Source organism: Paraflavitalea soli, from assembly GCF_003555545.1.
Classification (GTDB): Bacteria; Bacteroidota; Bacteroidia; order Chitinophagales; family Chitinophagaceae; genus Paraflavitalea; species Paraflavitalea soli.
The window spans coordinates 6,361,311-6,377,621 of sequence record NZ_CP032157.1 but is presented as its reverse complement, the minus strand read 5'-3'; the positions used below and the strand labels follow the sequence as shown (position 1 = coordinate 6,377,621).

General features: G+C 47.2%; 11 protein-coding genes. 1 reads left to right on the top strand and 10 read right to left on the bottom strand.

The features are described 5' to 3' along the window. Nucleotides 1-65: 65 nt before the first annotated feature. From D3H65_RS24410 to D3H65_RS24400, 3 genes are all read right to left on the bottom strand, one after another. A complete protein-coding gene (locus tag D3H65_RS24410) occupies nucleotides 66-1,178 on the bottom strand; it encodes a hypothetical protein (RefSeq protein WP_119052814.1) in 1,113 nt (370 codons plus the stop codon). 137 nt (nucleotides 1,179-1,315) lie between these two features. Further along, nucleotides 1,316-3,673: a hypothetical protein gene (locus D3H65_RS24405; RefSeq protein WP_119052813.1), complete on the bottom strand. Its 2,358-nt coding sequence runs from the start codon at nucleotides 3,671-3,673 to the stop codon at nucleotides 1,316-1,318. Nucleotides 3,674-3,965: 292 nt separating this feature from the next. Then, on the bottom strand, nucleotides 3,966-4,214 hold the full coding sequence (locus D3H65_RS24400) for a hypothetical protein (RefSeq protein WP_119052812.1): 249 nt from the start codon (nucleotides 4,212-4,214) through the stop codon (nucleotides 3,966-3,968). Nucleotides 4,215-4,471: 257 nt separating this feature from the next. Between D3H65_RS24400 and D3H65_RS24395 the strand changes: the two genes are divergently transcribed. Further along, on the top strand, nucleotides 4,472-5,539 hold the full coding sequence (locus D3H65_RS24395) for a UDP-N-acetylglucosamine--N-acetylmuramyl-(pentapeptide) pyrophosphoryl-undecaprenol N-acetylglucosamine transferase (RefSeq protein WP_162915795.1): 1,068 nt from the start codon (nucleotides 4,472-4,474) through the stop codon (nucleotides 5,537-5,539). 193 nt (nucleotides 5,540-5,732) lie between these two features. Here D3H65_RS24395 and D3H65_RS24390 read toward each other — a convergent pair whose 3' ends face one another. The 7 genes from D3H65_RS24390 to D3H65_RS24355 form a co-directional block, all read right to left on the bottom strand. Beyond that, nucleotides 5,733-7,232, bottom strand: coding sequence for a T9SS type A sorting domain-containing protein (locus D3H65_RS24390; protein ID WP_119052810.1), 1,500 nt, complete (start codon nucleotides 7,230-7,232; stop codon nucleotides 5,733-5,735). 55 nt (nucleotides 7,233-7,287) lie between these two features. Beyond that, entirely contained in the window at nucleotides 7,288-8,760 is a 1,473-nt protein-coding gene (locus D3H65_RS24385) for a T9SS type A sorting domain-containing protein (RefSeq protein WP_119052809.1), read from the bottom strand. A 209-nt stretch (nucleotides 8,761-8,969) separates the two neighbouring features. Beyond that, nucleotides 8,970-9,467, bottom strand: a complete 498-nt coding sequence (locus tag D3H65_RS24380; RefSeq protein ID WP_119052808.1) for a SixA phosphatase family protein — start codon at nucleotides 9,465-9,467, stop codon at nucleotides 8,970-8,972. Between the two features lie 392 nt (nucleotides 9,468-9,859). Next, nucleotides 9,860-10,495 (bottom strand): response regulator, encoded by a 636-nt coding sequence (locus D3H65_RS24370; RefSeq protein ID WP_119052806.1) that lies wholly within the window; start codon nucleotides 10,493-10,495, stop codon nucleotides 9,860-9,862. Between the two features lie 442 nt (nucleotides 10,496-10,937). Next, nucleotides 10,938-12,785, bottom strand: a complete 1,848-nt coding sequence (locus D3H65_RS24365) for an amidophosphoribosyltransferase (RefSeq protein ID WP_119052805.1) — start codon at nucleotides 12,783-12,785, stop codon at nucleotides 10,938-10,940. 502 nt (nucleotides 12,786-13,287) lie between these two features. Continuing rightward, nucleotides 13,288-13,929 carry a response regulator gene (locus D3H65_RS24360; RefSeq protein ID WP_119052804.1) on the bottom strand — a complete coding sequence of 214 codons (642 nt, stop codon included), beginning with the start codon at nucleotides 13,927-13,929 and terminating at the stop codon, nucleotides 13,288-13,290. A 20-nt stretch (nucleotides 13,930-13,949) separates the two neighbouring features. Further along, complete coding sequence (locus tag D3H65_RS24355; RefSeq protein WP_119052803.1) at nucleotides 13,950-16,259, bottom strand: PAS domain-containing protein; 2,310 nt, start codon at nucleotides 16,257-16,259, stop codon at nucleotides 13,950-13,952. Nucleotides 16,260-16,311 lie beyond the last annotated feature (52 nt).

The following is a 16,311-nucleotide window of genomic DNA, read 5'->3' as shown; positions in this document are numbered from 1 at the left end:
TAATTGTTGAAGATCCTTTCAGCAACAATATAGGCCAGCTCCTTTGCAACTATTTCCGGTACTATCTATTCTCTATACTCAAATTTCAGGTACCATTTTTCCCTTCGTGCATTGACCAACTCCAACAGGTACATATGTTTATCTTTCAGATCATTGTTGCGGCGCAAGTCCATCTGCTGGAAATTCTGACCGAATTGTACGGGTAGGCTTGCTGAGTCCAGCTGCACCTGTTTGCGGCCAGCATCGCTGAGATCAAATATGGCCACTTCTACCTGCGGCTCATTGAACTCATTAAGGTATTCAAAACGCAATACGCCATTACAGATCGCATAGGCGGCATCTTCTGTGCGGGATAATTTTGAAAAATAGGAGCCGCCTGCTTTTGTAATATTACTATCCAGGCCAAACCGCCTTACCCGAAAACTCCATACCTCACTATTGCCAATAGGCGCCAAATTGTTCCTGGCAGTAATTCGCCAGGCGTAGAGTTTGCTGCTATCCAGCTCGGGTGAGGAAAGAGGGTATTGAAAATTGGTATAGGCAATATTCTGGCGGCTAAGTACAGGCACATTCTGCTGCAGGGCATCTGCCGGACTTTGTGTAGGCTGTACTTCCACCAGTACCCAATCGTACAACAGGCTGTTGAGGGTATTGAACGGGGATGGTGGTATCCAGGCAAAAAAGGGCCGGGTGATCTCCACCTGCTCTTCATCGAGGGGCATCATCAATTGTGGAGGACTGATGGGCTCAATCTCGATGGTCTCACACTCCTCTCCCAGCCTGTCTACCGCATCGCTCTCTACCCTGATGGCGGTATAACAAATATTGAACAGACCAATGGGCAAAAAGCCCTCGGGGGAAGGATCTACTGCATAACCCGGACTGCCGGAATTGTAGGTGATGGGCAGTACGTCGTTCAGTTGTACCTGCTTGATACCTTTGGGCAACAGGATCAGTTTGGAAGTGCCGGTAAGCACACGCTGGTTGTTGCGCACATCGGTCATCACCATTTCAATACGCACCTGCATATCCTGTGCGGAGGTATTGATGAGGGACAGGTTCCAGAGCTGTGGCTTAATGGTAAGCCCCAGGGGAGGCAACTGCAGGTTGAGCACTACCTGGGCGTGGGCGCTGATGCCCAGTGAAATCAATACGGTGAAGAATAATATCTTTTTCATAGTTCTTATTTCTTGAATCGGTTAGGCGGCAATCGGGAACGGCAATCGACAATCGTGAATCGGCAGTCGTTTGCTTCGATAGCGGATCTCTCACTGCGCTTCGCTCCGTTCGAGATGACAAAAAGGGTGACCTGCTTCTAAAAGCTCTTTACAAACTGCACGGTGGCCATGGTATTCCTGATCAGTGCTTTGTTAAAGCCCGGTAAATAGCCTTGCTCATAACTCAGGGTAATAAAATCCTGTTTGTATACACGCAGGTTGGCATTTACATACCCGCCTGTTTTTACCAGCTCGTCATTGAGGCTGTTGATCTTAACACCAAAGCCTACTGAGCCCCGTTGCTTCAGGTTAAGCTGTACACCCTCGTCCATCACCACCATCCTGTAACCCGGGTTGCGGGTATAGGACACGGCCACCTGTGTGGTGAAGGCCTTAAAAAAGAACTGCTGCGCCCAGAATACATTGGTGGCGTTGAAATACACAAAACCAGTATCGCTGTTGCTATTGTAAAACCTGTTCAATACCACGGTAGTCGCCGTGCGCAGGTTATTGATCTTATAAATATGGTACATGCTGGCATTCAATACCTGGAAACGGTTTTCGATCACCTGGCTGTCCAGGGCGGTCAACTGGCTCATGGGCTGGTAACCCACGGTGATCACAGGCCACTTGCGCATTTTGAAGGTAGCGGTGAGGCTCTTGAATACGGTATTGCTTTTATAATCCTGGGGCAGGAAGGGATTGGTAAATTCATTTTTGCGCAGGGAAGCAGCCAGGCGCAGTTTGCGTTTGAAGAATCCCTGGTCTGCCTTCAGTGTCCAGCTTTCCAGGGCATTGTTGGTTTGAAAACTGCTGAAGGACTGGAAGTTGGCGCCTGTATGTTTATAGAACCCTTCGAGCCGGGTACCGGTGACAGGTATAAAGGAATACACTTTGATGGCGTATGCCTGGTTGCTATGGTCGGACAAGGTGAATTTCGTATAAGGTAGCGAGTTGCCGCCTCCCCCTCCACCCGGAGGGGGTTGGGGGGTGGCTCCGAAATCAGGCGCCAGTGATTTGGCGATCTCGGCGGTAATATGGGTAGTTGGGTTCACCTGCATCCTGGCCTCTGCACTGAAACCGGTGACGGTGATAGAGGAAAGCCTGGAACCATTGGATGGGAACAATTGTTTTTCACCACGGAAGGCAGACAGGATAAAGTAATTTTTTTCAAGTCTTCCGATACCTGCTCTTACGAGGTAGAGGTACTGTGGTTTTTTATTGGATCCATTGACGACAAAATCGCGGTAGCGGTAGTCTACCAACCCCGCACTTACAGCCAGGTAATACCAGGAATTGTATTCGAAGTTGATACCGTTCACACTGGTATTCTTGACGGTGAGCTCGCTGTAGTTGGTGACGCTCCTGCCTACACTGAACTGGCGCAGGCCCATGAGCCATTTGTATTTGGCGGGCACTTGCACATTGCTCATGCCATATTGCTGCAGCTTTTCTGTCCAGTTGCGGGAAGCGACGAGGTCATCCCATTTGCCGGTGACCATTTGCTTAAACTGGCGCACTTTGGCTTCGTTCTGTTGGTAAACGGTCTTCAGGGAGTCTACCTGGCCTGTCAACCGGTCGTATTCGCCTTTTGTCTTGGCATAGAGTTCCAGGAAAAAAGCAGCTGCTTTTTTGAGGGAATCTTCGCGGCGGCTGTTGGTGCTGTCAGGCAAAGCGGGGCTCCAGGTGATGCGGGGTACGTGCAAAGTCTCATTGGCTTCTACCAGGGCCTGCGGGCTGAAAGAAGCTGACAGGGATTTGCGCAGGTCATCAAGCTGCAGCTTTTTTAACGCATATAGTTTTTCGGTGAGGGAATCGCGCAGGCTGGGCGCCATGGCCAGGAGTCGTTGGCGTAATGAGTTTTGCAGTTGCTGCTGAAAGGCAGCGGCATCGAAAGAGACTTGTACATCGGTAATATCACGGAACACGCGGGAATTGCTTTGGCGTGACCACCAGGTAAGTCTCAGGGGCAGGTGACCGGCCACGGTGAGGGACAGGTTGCCGGTAATATTGTGTTGTGCAATATCCTTCTCTACATACGGGGTATCGATGGCGGAGCGGTAGTTGAACTGATAACTGACATAACCGCCATTAACCTTCAGCAGAGGCTTGGTAAGTAATAATTTTTTGAATGGATTATTTATATCGAAATGCAAAGAGTCCTTTGGATGAAAACTTTTCCTGCCGGGGAGCATGGCTTTTAGACCAGCCGCTTTTGAAGTAAGCTTTTGCTTCAATTGTTCCTGGCGGTACCCGGCCAGCCAGCGAACGGTCTTAACCGTGGTATCGGTGATGGAACGAAGGGAATCGGTGATCTTGTGTAAACCCTTTTTGGCCGGTTGGGCAGTATCCCTGTCGGCATTGGGTAACTGGGCGCTGGCTGTAGCAGTGGCCATCAACAGGACCAATACTATAGGAACAACATAGGAAGGTATGTACGGATATGGCTTTCCCATATACGCAGTCAGGGTTTTGATCTGGGTTTACAAATAGAGGTTAATTCCGGCTCTTCACCTGGATATGGATCTTTATAGTAAGCGATACAAAGGGTGATGCATTAAACCAGTGCAAATAAAGGAAAGTGCTTTTGAATCACCTAGCACAAACCCGTAAGTGTGCAGTTTTGACCGATAAGTGTGTTAAAATCGAGCAAAAGCGTGTAAGTAAAAATGCTTTTTTGACGAGTATGGACATAAAAAAAGATGACTGAGTAAGTCATCTTTTTTCAATGTTATTATGGGTAGATTTCTAATTCTTGTTGCAGATAAATACAAAAGGCTTCAGCTCGGGCTGGTTGATTATTTTCTGGATGATGCGGGGCTGATGGATGATCTTGTATCTGTTCATATCAAATACCTCATGAGCCATGCAGAAATTATCCATGGTCTCAAAATAAAGTAATAACTGGTTTAATTGTTCCAGCTCATTCTCCATAGCATCCTTATCAAGACCTTCATCTTTCATCAGGACAAGCAAATCGCGATTGGGCGTTTTCATTTTCTATCAGGATATTAATAGCCAACAAATCCTTTGTTCAGGCCGCATCCGCAGGACTTAGATGAGCCGCCCATACCTCTACCTGAGCTACAAGCAGTCATTAGTACAGTCACCACGATGGCCAACAAAACCAATTGATATTTAATCTTCTTCATACTGTTCTTTACTAAATTAAACTATTTTACAGACAAAATTATTATTTACCGGCGGTGGTATTTTCAAATTTTAACAGTTCTACACAAAAACCCTTAGTGCTGGTGTGCCCACTGGATTGGGGACTGGGCCATTCTACCCGCTGTATTCCGCTGATACGGGCGTTGCTGATGGAAGGCTGTTCTGTCATTATCGGTTGTAATTCAACGCAAAAGGAGTTATTCAAACAGGAGTTTCAGGATGCTGTAAGCTATATCCATTTAGCCGGCTACGATATCCGTTACGGAAAAAATCGCCGAAGCACTTTTGCCAGATTAATGCTACAATCGTTCAAAATTTTGATCCGGATCAAGCAGGAAAAGGGCTGGTTAAGGTCTTTTTTGACCACACAACAGGTTAATGGCATTGTTTCGGACAATCGTTTTGGTCTGCATGCAGCAGGTATTCCTGCAGTGTTCATTACGCATCAATTACAGATCAAAACAGGTTTGGGCAAATGGGCTGATGGGATCGTGCGCCGATGGAATTATAAATTGATCAATCGCTTCACGAGCTGCTGGGTGCCGGACAAAGCAGGAGCACCTTCTTTATCGGGTGAGCTTTCGCATCCGCTGGAAATGCCTGCGCTGCCTGTCCGGTATATCGGACCGCTATCGCGCCTGGGAGCTTGCGAGGCGCCAGGTAAGGCCGGATTATTAATTATCTTATCGGGACCGGAACCACTGCGGAGTATTTTCGAACAGACGTTATTGGGCCAATTGAAACATTATAAGGGCCAGGTGGTGCTGGTAAGGGGTCTGCCGTTATCTACCACTTTACCTGCTGCCCCGGATCATTGCAGGGTATTGAATCATGCCTCTGCGGAGACGTTACAGACGCTGATCTGTGGGGCGGAACTGGTGATCAGCCGTTGTGGTTATACCACTGTCATGGACCTGTTTTCAATGGGGAAGCGATCGATCCTGGTGCCTACACCGGGACAAGCGGAGCAGGAGTACCTGGCGCATCACCTGTTGCAACAGGGGTGGGCGTATACACTGCCGCAAAAGGGATTTCAACTTGACCGGGCGCTGGCAGCAGCCGGAAAATTCACTTACAAGATGCCTGATCTGGCTATGGATGGATATAAGGAGGTGGTGAGGGAGTTTGTGGAGGAGATGAGAAAGTCATGAATTGGCAGTCGGCAATGCATTTGTGACGAGGGCTTTCGACAGAGTCCTTTAGATCAGGGTGAGCCGTCCCGAAAGGGCGACCCACCCTTTAGTCGCCTTCGACAAGCTGACAAGTTGAATTGATCTATCAATAAAACGAGGTGACAGCTTTTGGAAAAGGTGTCACCTCGTTTTATTTTATGTAAGACCGGGCTTACTGTTTTACTATTTTTTGTGCCTGGGCAAAGTCTTCTCCCTTAATTTTCAGGAAGTAAATGCCTTTGGGCAGATCGGTGGTTTTGATGTTGATCTCTGCAGCACCTTCAGCATATTTTCCATTGAGTGTTTTGAGCACGCGGCCACTGATGTCGGTAATGGTAATGTTCACGTGCTGTGTATGGGGCACATTCACGAAAGCTGTGAGCTCATTCACAAATGGATTGGGAGCCACAATGATGGAACGATCGCCTGCAACGCGGTTCATTATTTTCTTCATAGAGAAAATTTCCTTGCGGCCATCGAGGTCGGTTTGTGTAAGCCTGTAATAACTGAGGTTGGTAAGGGGGCGTTCGTCAACCCACTCGTAGGCTTTGCCGGTGGAGTTGCCGGTAGCAGGAATGGCGGCTATTTCTGTGAAGCTCTTGCCATCGGCAGAACGTTCGATATTGAAACGGGCATTGTTGCTTTCGGCAGAAGTGGTCCAACGTACCTGTACTTTTCCGCCTTTGAGGGTTACTGTATAATCTTCCAACGCTACGGGCAGCAGGGAGGAACGGTTGTACTGCACCATCCACTCGTAAGAATTAACGGTCCTTCCGTTAACGGTCTGTTTAAAAGTAGGATTGTATGCATACCCCCACACATCATGGGCCAGACCGGCATTACAACCCTGACCAGGCACAGGGAAAGTAGTGGCCCAAGCCTGAACGGCGGGAGCTGGGCTTTGGTTATTGATGAGTGCGGCATTTTTCATTGCTGTAGCTCCCGGACACATGTTGTCGTAGCTACACTGGAAAGACCAGAAAGGTAAATTAGCACGAGCTATAATATTGGCCTGCGCTACAGAAAGCGTGTCGCATGGCGCCACGGGAACGAGTGCCGCAATACGGCGGGCATTGGCCAGGCTGGCGCCCGCATAGGATTGAATAAAATTGGCTCCCATACTAAGACCCGTTAAATAGATCCTGGAAACATCCACCCGGTATTTGGCGATGAGGTAATCAAACAAGGCATTCAAGGTGGAACTTGCATTGGGAAAGACGCCCCAGTCCACTATCTGGGGAGTAATCAATATGAATTTATGGGTTTGGCCATTTTGATCTGCGACTGATTGCGGGAACTGGATGTTGGAAGTGGTTGGCCATTCGGACAGGGTGGAAGGGGTCCACCAAAATTGTGCCATCAGTTTGCACAGATCAGCAGAAGAGCCAGACCCAAATTCATTCACACCGTGAATAAAGACATACAACGGGTATTTCTTAGAAGGGTTGGCATCATAGTCATTGGGGAGGTTTTCGAGGTACCCATGTATGTTGCTGGTACCTGGGATGTTGACATTGGTTACCTTTTTCTGCTTTAATGGTACGCCATCTCCAGGCCACCGGGGGCTATTACAATAATCCTGAGCCAGGGCCTCGTGGGTGTACAGCAAGGAAAGGGAAAGCACAAAAAAAGAAAAGGCACTACGAACAGCAGAGCGTACAAAAAGGCGCATAAGCAGGGTGTTTTTACAGGTTGTTGATTAACTAAATGATTATTAAAAATGTTAGCTATTGCTTGATAATCTTATAGGTATCGGTTATTGATCCACTTTGAGCCCTCAAATAATATATGCCTTTTGAAAGTTGTGCAGCCGGCAGGTTGATCTCTGTAGCACCGGGTGCATACATACCAGTAAGACCAGCTATTTTTCTTCCACTTATATCTGTGACTTCCACGATCACTTTCATTGTTTTATCTACATTGATATAGGCCACTATATTATTGATAAAAGGATTGGCGGCCGGGATGATGAGCTGCCGAAGGCCCTGGCGGTTAACAACTGTTTTGGTGCCCAGGTATTGTTTATCGCCATCGATATCGGTTTGCACCAGTCTGTAATAACTAAGCTGGGGCAAAGGTTTTTCATCGCTGTAGTCGTATTGCTTATCTACCCCTGCGTTCCCGCTACCTTTTACAGTAGCCAATGAGGTAAAGCGGCCATCGCTGCCTGCGCGTTCAATGGTAAAGGATGCATTGTCGGTTTCGGAAGTAGTGGTCCATTGCAGGGCGACTTTGCCGGCAGTTAACCGGGCTGTGAAGTTTTTAAGGCGAACAGGCAAGGTGGTGCGACTATACTGGAGGAACCAATTGGCCAGATTGGGGCCACCGGCGGGGGTAAATAAGGGGCTGTACAAAGCTAACCAGGTATCATGTGGAAAGGGCCTGCAATAGAGCAATTGCTGGGATAGGGGAAAAGGGAATGGCTGTGGATCGGGGGTTTCTTCGAGCCTGGAATACCTGGGCGCCACAGCACCGGGCTGGTTGTTGATGGCATTGACCCATTCATCGGGCCAGGCAACTACGCAAGGATTATCGAGTACGCAATGCACAAACCAGGTGGGCAGGCCGGCATTGGCAATATTGGCCGGGCCGGCAGGATTGAGAGAGAGTTTCCAACACATGGAGCTCATGGAGACGGCAGCGATACGCTGTGCGCGGCTGGTACTGCTGGAGACATAATCAATAACATGGTTGGCCCCGCTGCTCATGCCGGTAAGGTAAACCCGGGCAGGGTCTATGCGATAAGCGGACATGGCATAATCAATAAAGGCCTCTATCTTATCGGCATAATAGGGCGGTTCGCTGTATTCGGCATATTGAGGCATCAAAACGATATAGCTATAGGTCTGTCCATTTACGGTAACGGTAGTGGGAAATTCGTTGGATTCTATTTTGCCTGGCAGGGCAGTTGCCCCATCGCCAAGGATATTGCAAAGTGCATCCTGTGAACCATCACCAGCGGCCGAGCGGCCATGGAAATATATAATAACAGGGTATTTCTTTGAGGGGTTGGCAGCATAGTCGGCCGGCAGGAACCTTAGCAATCCCTTAATATAGCCATTGCCTATCCACTCATTGGAGGGAAGGGTTATTTTTTCCAGGTTGACTGGGGTACACTGTGACCAGGTACTACAACCAATACTTAACAGCGCAAAAAAGCAAATCGCTTTTTGCGCAATAGCAGGTAGCCGTAGTGGCATAGGCAAGATTTTACCAGTAATTAAATAGTGGCATCAGAGGCTCAGATTGGATGTGTAGCCTTCAAAGGAAAATTGAATAGGTGTGGTAGTGGTAAGCTGGTGAAACCAGTTTTAAAAGGGTGCGAACCGGGGCAGGCTTCCCTGGACAGTAAGCCTATCTATCCATACCAGTAAAAATCGTGCCATGTGGAAGGATGGATAATGCCGGGTTATACTGATAAAGATTTGGGATAATCAAAAAACCAAAAGGTTTTAGGCGCCTCTTTAAAGTGAGCCCAGTTTTGAGTGGAAACCTGCACGCCAAAGATAGCGCATGTAGGCATGTCATCCACTCTTACTTCTGTAAGGGTGTTTACAAACTCGGTGATGCCGGGGTTGTGTGAAAAGACAGCGATGGTGCCAGCATCGTTGGGTGCCTGTACAATGACTTCCAGAAAATTGGCTGGAGAAGCGTGGTAGAGTTCAGGAACCTGGATGATCTTTTCTTTGTCGACATTGTATTCTGCAGCGAAGAGTGCGGCTGTTTTACGGGCGCGTTTGGCGGGACTGGAGAGGAATGCATCAATAGTGATGGACCTGGCCAGGAGGCGTTGTGCCATCAGGGGGCTATCTTGTTTACCGCGCTCATTGAGCGGACGATCAAAATCTGACAGCGCGGGATCGCCCCAGCTGCTTTTAGCATGGCGGATCAGGAGAATGTGCTTCATAAAAAAATTTAAGGGGGAATACTCCCCCTTAAAGTACTTAATAAGTTTCAATCAAAGGAATCAGACAATAATAAACAGGCCTGTTTTAGTGGTGGTTCCCCATAGGAAGCTAAACGGTCGGCAGCTTATTATTAGCAAAATCTTTGCCAGAACTGGGTATTTTTGGCCCTAAACGGGCATTTGCCAAAATATTTTTTGTTTTTTGGTGGATTTGGCAGGGGGAGGGAAAGGCAAGCTGCGAGCAATGAGCTGCGAGCTGCGAGCGAAAGGCAGGAAAGAAGGCAACGAGGCAGCCAGGCAGCGAGGGGAAAGGCAAGCTATGAGCTGCGAGCCGTGAGCTGCGAGCAGAAGGCGGGGCGGGGCAGGAACCAAGATGGCGGATGAATCAAGGGTTAGAGTCCGCTTGCATTGATGTAGTTGATGAGGGAGGCTGTGTTTTTTACTTTAAGCTTTTTGAGGATATTATGGCGGTGGACTTCTACTGTTTTGATGGCAATATTGAGTTTGGCAGCAATTTCTTTGGAAGATAGTCCATCCCTGATGAGGTTAATGACCTCTATTTCGCGTTCTGAAAGCTGGTTGAGGCCGGGCAGGTTCTCATCTTCTCCGAGCATCTGGACAGAAATAATGTTCTTTACTTCCTGGCAAATATATATATGGCCATCATAGACCTCTTTGATAGCATCCAACATTTCCTGGCGGGGGGAGTTTTTGGTCACATAGCCACGGGCGCCGAGGCGGAGCATTTTCTTGGCATAAGAAGGTTGGGAGTGCATAGATACAGCGATCACTTTGGAGCCGGGAGAGAGCTTCCTGATCATTTTGAGGATATCAAAACCGTTGAGGGGAGACATATTGATGTCTAACAGGATGATGTTGGGGCGTTTGTCGCGTGCAATTTCAATAGCCTGCTGTCCATCGCCCACTTCGGCAATCACCTCAAAACCTTCATTGCGGCCTAAGAGGAAAGACCAGGTTTCACGGATAAGGGTATGATCGTCAACGATCATGATTGAAATTCTGCTCATAAGACTTTCTTTTTACAATGGTATAATTGAGGTAAGCAAAAGCACACGATGCCTGGAAAATAGCTGTTGACTATCTTTTTCTTTACTGCGGGTGCTACTAATGCTTAGGCCTTACCATGTTGACTGCCTTCTTCTACAGAATAAAACTCATGCCACGATCTGGTATATGATATTATGATTTTTTTCTGACTTTATCAATTCATTTCGCCAGGCATTGATGAAATCTTGATTAAAATACTGACCCGATACGGGCATAAAAAAAAGCCCCGCTTGGAAAAGCAGGGCGAGACTAATCAAATACGTTAACCATTAAACCTTATCCTTTAATATTATAACAACTAATCGGGGATTTGGTACTAAATGGAATTTGAAAATATTTTTTTTGTTCAAATGTTTTAGGGGAATGGCGGGAAGTGGTTTTACACAAAAGAAAAAGGGGATATTAATATCCCCTTACATTCTTTCCTTCCATATAGTTGATGAAAGCCTTATTGACCACTCTATTACCTCCCGGCGTGGGATAGTTGCCGGTGAAATACCAATCGCCTGTGTTGGTAGGGCAGGCACGGTGCAGGGATTCGATGGTCTGAAATATTACCTGTACGGGAATGGTAAGTCCTTTGGGGGTGATGAGCTGGGCTATCTTATCTGAAATCTCTTCTGTCGTAAATGGTTTGTAAACCAAGCGCACCAGGTTCTCGGTATGCAACTGGTCGAGGCGCTGCAGCTCTTTACACTTATCATAGATCTCCTGCAGGCAATCTTCCTTGCCTTTTTCCTTCATCAGTTCAATGGCTGCTTTGAAGGCAATAAAGTCACCCAATTTACTCATGTCGATGCCATAGCAATCGGGATAACGTATCTGGGGAGCAGAAGAAACGACGATGATCTTTTTGGGCTCCAGCCTGGCGAGCATGCGCACGATACTTTCCTTGAGGGTAGTACCCCGCACAATGGAATCGTCAATAACAACGAGTGTATCTTTTCCTTTTTCTACTGTTCCGTAAGTGATATCGTATACGTGCTGTACCATTTCATTGCGACTGGTATCGGCAGTGATGAAGGTGCGCATTTTGACGTCCTTGATGGCCACTTTCTCCACCCGGATCTTGCGGTTGATCATTTCGGCCAATTTCTCTTCTGTAAAGTCTTTACCCCATGATAAGATGCGTTCGATCTTTACTTTCTTCAGGTAATCATCGAGGCCTTTTTGCAATCCGAAAAATGCAACTTCGGCTGTATTGGGAATGAATGAGAAAATGGTATTCTTAAGATCGTGGTTGATGGCTGTGAGGATCTGGTCGCTGAGGTTGTATCCCAGTGCATTCCTTTCGCGGTAGATCTTTTCATCGCTGCCACGGGAGAAATAGATGCGTTCAAAGCTACAGGCGCGGCGTTCTTTGGGTTCCAGTATCTTATCAACGACAATATTGCCATCGGACTTAACGATCAGCCCCATGCCTGGCATCAGCTCCTGTACTTCATTTTCACCTACATTGAAAACGGTACGGATAGCAGAACGCTCGGAAGCCGCCACTACCACATCGTCATCCATGTAATAATAAGCAGGGCGGATGCCATGAGCGTCCCTGAAGACAAAGGAATCTCCATTGCCAATAAGGCCACCGACGGTGAAGCCCCCATCGAATAATGGAACTGCTTTGCGTAAAACTTTGAGGACATCCAGGTTACCGGGGGATTCTTCATCGGCCTTTACTGCAAAATGGTGGATGACCTCCATCATGGCAGCCAGATCGCTCTGTTTCTGAAAATCACCGGGTTCTACGTTAATGAGGGCAAACAGCTCATCGGTATTGACCAGGTTGAAGTTACCCGCCAAGGCCAGGTTGCGCGCGGGAATGGTATTGCGTTTGATAAAAGGGTGGCAGAATTCCACATTGTTCTTACCCTGGGTGCCGTAGCGCAGGTGGCCCAGGAGTAATTCTCCGATAAAAGAAATATGGCCTTTCATGAGGCCGGGATGTTTCAACAGATCGGATTGGAATTGTTCCAGCTCTTTTACCTCATTATTGATCTTGGTAAAAATGTCGGCAATGGGTTGATTGGCATTGCTACGGATGCGGTTCAAAAAGGGGTAACCAGGCTCCACATTGAGTTTAACAGCGGCTACACCGGCTCCATCCTGGCCCCGGTTGTGCTGTTTTTCCATGAGAAGGTAGAGCTTATTAAGGCCCCACATCACTGTACCGTATTGCTGCTGATAATAGGAGAACGGCTTGCGTAAACGTATGAATGCCAAACCGCATTCATGTTTTATTTCATCACTCATGGATTACTCCTGGTTAAGAGCCGCAAGGTAGGAATAGTTTCTGGTTTTTAGCAGACGCATTCTTATTGAGGCAACTTAGTGGTGCAACATTAACGTTTTGAAAGGCAATAAGTCAGCGAGGCACAAAGGCAACGAGAGGGAAAGCAAGCTGCGAGCTAAGGGGGGATAAGGGTGGGCAAAAAAAAGCCCCCAGTTTTCATAGGAACGTGGGGGTGGTTCTTTTCAAAAGGATTGGACTTCTTGCTAATACGGTGATGACGGCTCAAAACCAATAGATTAGCTTTCTTTCCATAGGATTTGGGTTGTTCAGGATTTGGGGCCTGGGTCATAACAGGCATTGGATTTCGGGTGCAAGATGTTTGATTTTTATCAATACATCGCTAAGTGGGTCATTGTTTTTCAATGCCCTATGGAATTTTTTCAGTTTTACTTACAGGTATACTCTTAGGTGTCAGCCTGTTAGCGACAATCTGGCTTATCTAACGCTGTGGAAATGGGGCGTTTACAAGCTGGTAGCGAGGTTATTGATGTAATTGACGAGGGAGGCAGCGTTCTTTAATTTGAGCTTTTTAAGGATGTTGTGGCGGTGAACTTCTACTGTTTTGAGGGATATTTTGAGTAAGGTTGCAATTTCTTTGGAGGATTGTCCTTCCTTGATGAGGTTAATGATCTCGATCTCGCGTCCTGTGAGGGCATTCACATTGGGCATTTCCTGCTTTTCATCGAGCACAAGTTCTGAGATATTGTTCTTGATCTCATCACAAATGTATTTATTGCCGCTGTGTACGGAGAGGATAGCCTCTATCATTTCGTCTTTGGAAGAGTTTTTAGTAACGTATCCCCTGGCTCCTATCTGCAACATCTTTTTGGCATAAGCGGGCTGGGAGTGCATAGAGATGCCAATTACTTTTGACCCGGGAGAGAGTTTCCTGATCTTCTCGGTAGCTTCGAAGCCTGAAATTGGGGCTATGTTGATATCCATGAGCACAATCTGAGGCTTTTTATTTTTGGCATGTTCCACTGCTTCTTCAGAATCACCGCATTCGGCAACAACCATAAACCGGGGATCATTATTGAGGATATAACTCCAGGTCTCCCTGATTAATTTATGATCGTCGGCAATAAGGACACTGATCTTTTCCATAAGTTAAGGTGTTTTGCTTTTTATAGCGGTACATTGATATTGAGTGTACAACCCTTTCCGGGGGCTGTACTTATGTTAATAGTTCCGTTGAACAGTTGCACACGACTGGCGATGTTGGACAACCCCACTCCTTTTTTAGCTTTCACTTTTTCAGGCTCAAAGCCTTTGCCATTATCCTGTATGGTAAGGTTTATGACCCCGGGGTCTACGGTAAGACCTATAAATGCCCTGACTGCGCCGGCGTGTTTCAACACATTGTTTACCTGTTCCTGGATGATCCGAAAAAGCATGAGCTTTCTTTTCTCATCGATCGTTGCATCGACATCGCCCTGGTGATAAAATTCCATTTCCAGCTGCCTCGTGGAATTGACATTTTCGACCAGGTCCTGTATTGACACTACTAATCCGAGGTCGCCAATACTGGCCGGCACCAATGATCTTGAAATGCTGCGGATCTCATTGATGGCATCGGCAATATTATCAGAACAACGGTTGATGAGTGTTGTACTCTCGTTTTCTTCATGTTTTGCCATTTCCAGGTAGAGCTTGGCGGTGGTGAGGATCTGATTTACATTATCATGAAGATCCTTACCAATATCGGCTCTTTCTTTTTCCTGGGCATTGACAACTGCCTGGGCTACCTGCTTCTGCTTTTCCAGTTCCTGTTTCAGCAATTGTTTTTCCAATTCTCTTTTTTCGGTTATATCCTGCATGGATCCCACCATACGGTTTACTTTCCCTTCGTGATCAAATATAAGAAACCCACGGTCATGCACGAGTGCATATGTTCCATTTGCTTTTTTAAACCGGTATTCATCTTCCCAAGTTCTTGATTTGTTGCTGGTAATGAACAGGTCAAGTCTTTTTATGACGCGCTCGCGGTCGTCCGGATGGAGGCAGGACTCCCAGAAACCGCTTGAGTTTCGAATATAGGCAGGACGGTAACCGAACAATGTATAGAAGCCATCGCCCCAATGGATGTTGTCATTATTCAATATGTCCCAATCCCACACGACATCGTTGGTAACGCGTGTAACCAGGAGGTAGCGTTCGTGGCTTGCCCTGATTCGGGCTTCGGCATTTTTATTTTCTATGATGACGCGCAACAAATTGCTCACGCGCTCCAATACGGTCAATTCGGCCTGGGTAGGTGTTTTGGGAACCCTGTGGTAAGCAGCGATGGTGGCCAATACTTCTCCCCGGCTATTGATGATGGGCAAAGACCAACAGGCTTTGAGGTCAAACTTATCGGCCAGGTACCGATAATCATCCCACAGGGGGTCGAGGTAAATATCTGATGTGATGACGGGTTCCTTGCGATAAATAGCAGTGCCGCAAGAGCCTACTGAAGGACCAGGCCTGATGTTTCGTATCATGCTGGTATATTCAGCAGAAATACTGGGGGCAGAAAGATGGGTGAGGCCACCATCTTCAGGGTCTACTGTTAAAACAGAACAAAGCATTCCCGGGAAGAAGGTTTCGATTCCTTCCAGGAAATAATCGGTGATGGTTTTAAGGGAAATGCCTGGTAAGGCATTCATTTCAAGGACCTGTTTTTCCAACAGGAGTAATTGCTCCTGCCGGAAGCGGGCGGCTTCTGCTTCGCGTAAGGAAGTTATATCTCTGTGAATGCCTGCAATACCAATGCGCCTGCCTTCCTGATCTTTTATAAACACAAGAGAGCAGTGCATGTAGGTGACTTTGCCATCGGCCCGTTCATAATAAGCCAGTCCTTGCCAGGAATCTTTGAGGTAGAGTTCCTGCAGGGCTTCTTCGCGGGTACAATCGGGATATTTATGATCTATGTAATCGCGGATAGGACGTCCGAGTATGCGGGCTGCTTCTATTCCATACATGATCTCGGCTGCCTTATTAAAAACAGTGACCCTGAACTGGAGGTCGGTAGAAATGATCACATCAGACACATTATTGATGGCCTGGGCCTTCATGAAGTTTTCTTCATTATCCAGTTTATGCTGGTGTATATCGGTGGTGGTAAGGATAAATCCATCGAAGAGGCCTTGCGCTGTAAACCGGGGGATGCCTGCATCTCTTACCCAACGATAACCTCCTGCCTCATTTTTCAACCGGTATTCTATTGTGAAGGGGAGCTGCAGCTTTAATTGTTCTTCATATTTCTCTGCGGTTTCGGGCAGATCGTCGGGGTGAAGGATAGCTGACCAACCTTCGGCCAGCAACTCTTCCTCTGCCAGTCCTGTGTATTGACTCCAGCTTTTATTTACACAAAGGAGGTTATGCTGCTCATTGGAGATGCGGACCATGGCAGGCATATTGGCATAATTACCGTAAGGAATACCGGTAGTGACCATAAATGGTAAATACCAACCAAATTACTTTAAAGGGACTGCTTATTGGTCAAGT

Bases quoted from the DNA above. Each gene is read 5' to 3' on its own strand.
- D3H65_RS24410 (WP_119052814.1), bottom strand. From the start codon at position 1,178: ATGAAAAAGATATTATTCTTCACCGTATTGATTTCACTGGGCATCAGC.
- D3H65_RS24405 (WP_119052813.1), bottom strand. From the start codon at position 3,673: ATGGGAAAGCCATATCCGTACATACCTTCCTATGTTGTTCCTATAGTA.
- D3H65_RS24400 (WP_119052812.1), bottom strand. From the start codon at position 4,214: ATGAAAACGCCCAATCGCGATTTGCTTGTCCTGATGAAAGATGAAGGT.
- D3H65_RS24390 (WP_119052810.1), bottom strand. From the start codon at position 7,232: ATGCGCCTTTTTGTACGCTCTGCTGTTCGTAGTGCCTTTTCTTTTTTT.
- D3H65_RS24385 (WP_119052809.1), bottom strand. From the start codon at position 8,760: ATGCCACTACGGCTACCTGCTATTGCGCAAAAAGCGATTTGCTTTTTT.
- D3H65_RS24380 (WP_119052808.1), bottom strand. From the start codon at position 9,467: ATGAAGCACATTCTCCTGATCCGCCATGCTAAAAGCAGCTGGGGCGAT.
- D3H65_RS24370 (WP_119052806.1), bottom strand. From the start codon at position 10,495: ATGAGCAGAATTTCAATCATGATCGTTGACGATCATACCCTTATCCGT.
- D3H65_RS24365 (WP_119052805.1), bottom strand. From the start codon at position 12,785: ATGAGTGATGAAATAAAACATGAATGCGGTTTGGCATTCATACGTTTA.
- D3H65_RS24360 (WP_119052804.1), bottom strand. From the start codon at position 13,929: ATGGAAAAGATCAGTGTCCTTATTGCCGACGATCATAAATTAATCAGG.
- D3H65_RS24355 (WP_119052803.1), bottom strand. From the start codon at position 16,259: ATGGTCACTACCGGTATTCCTTACGGTAATTATGCCAATATGCCTGCC.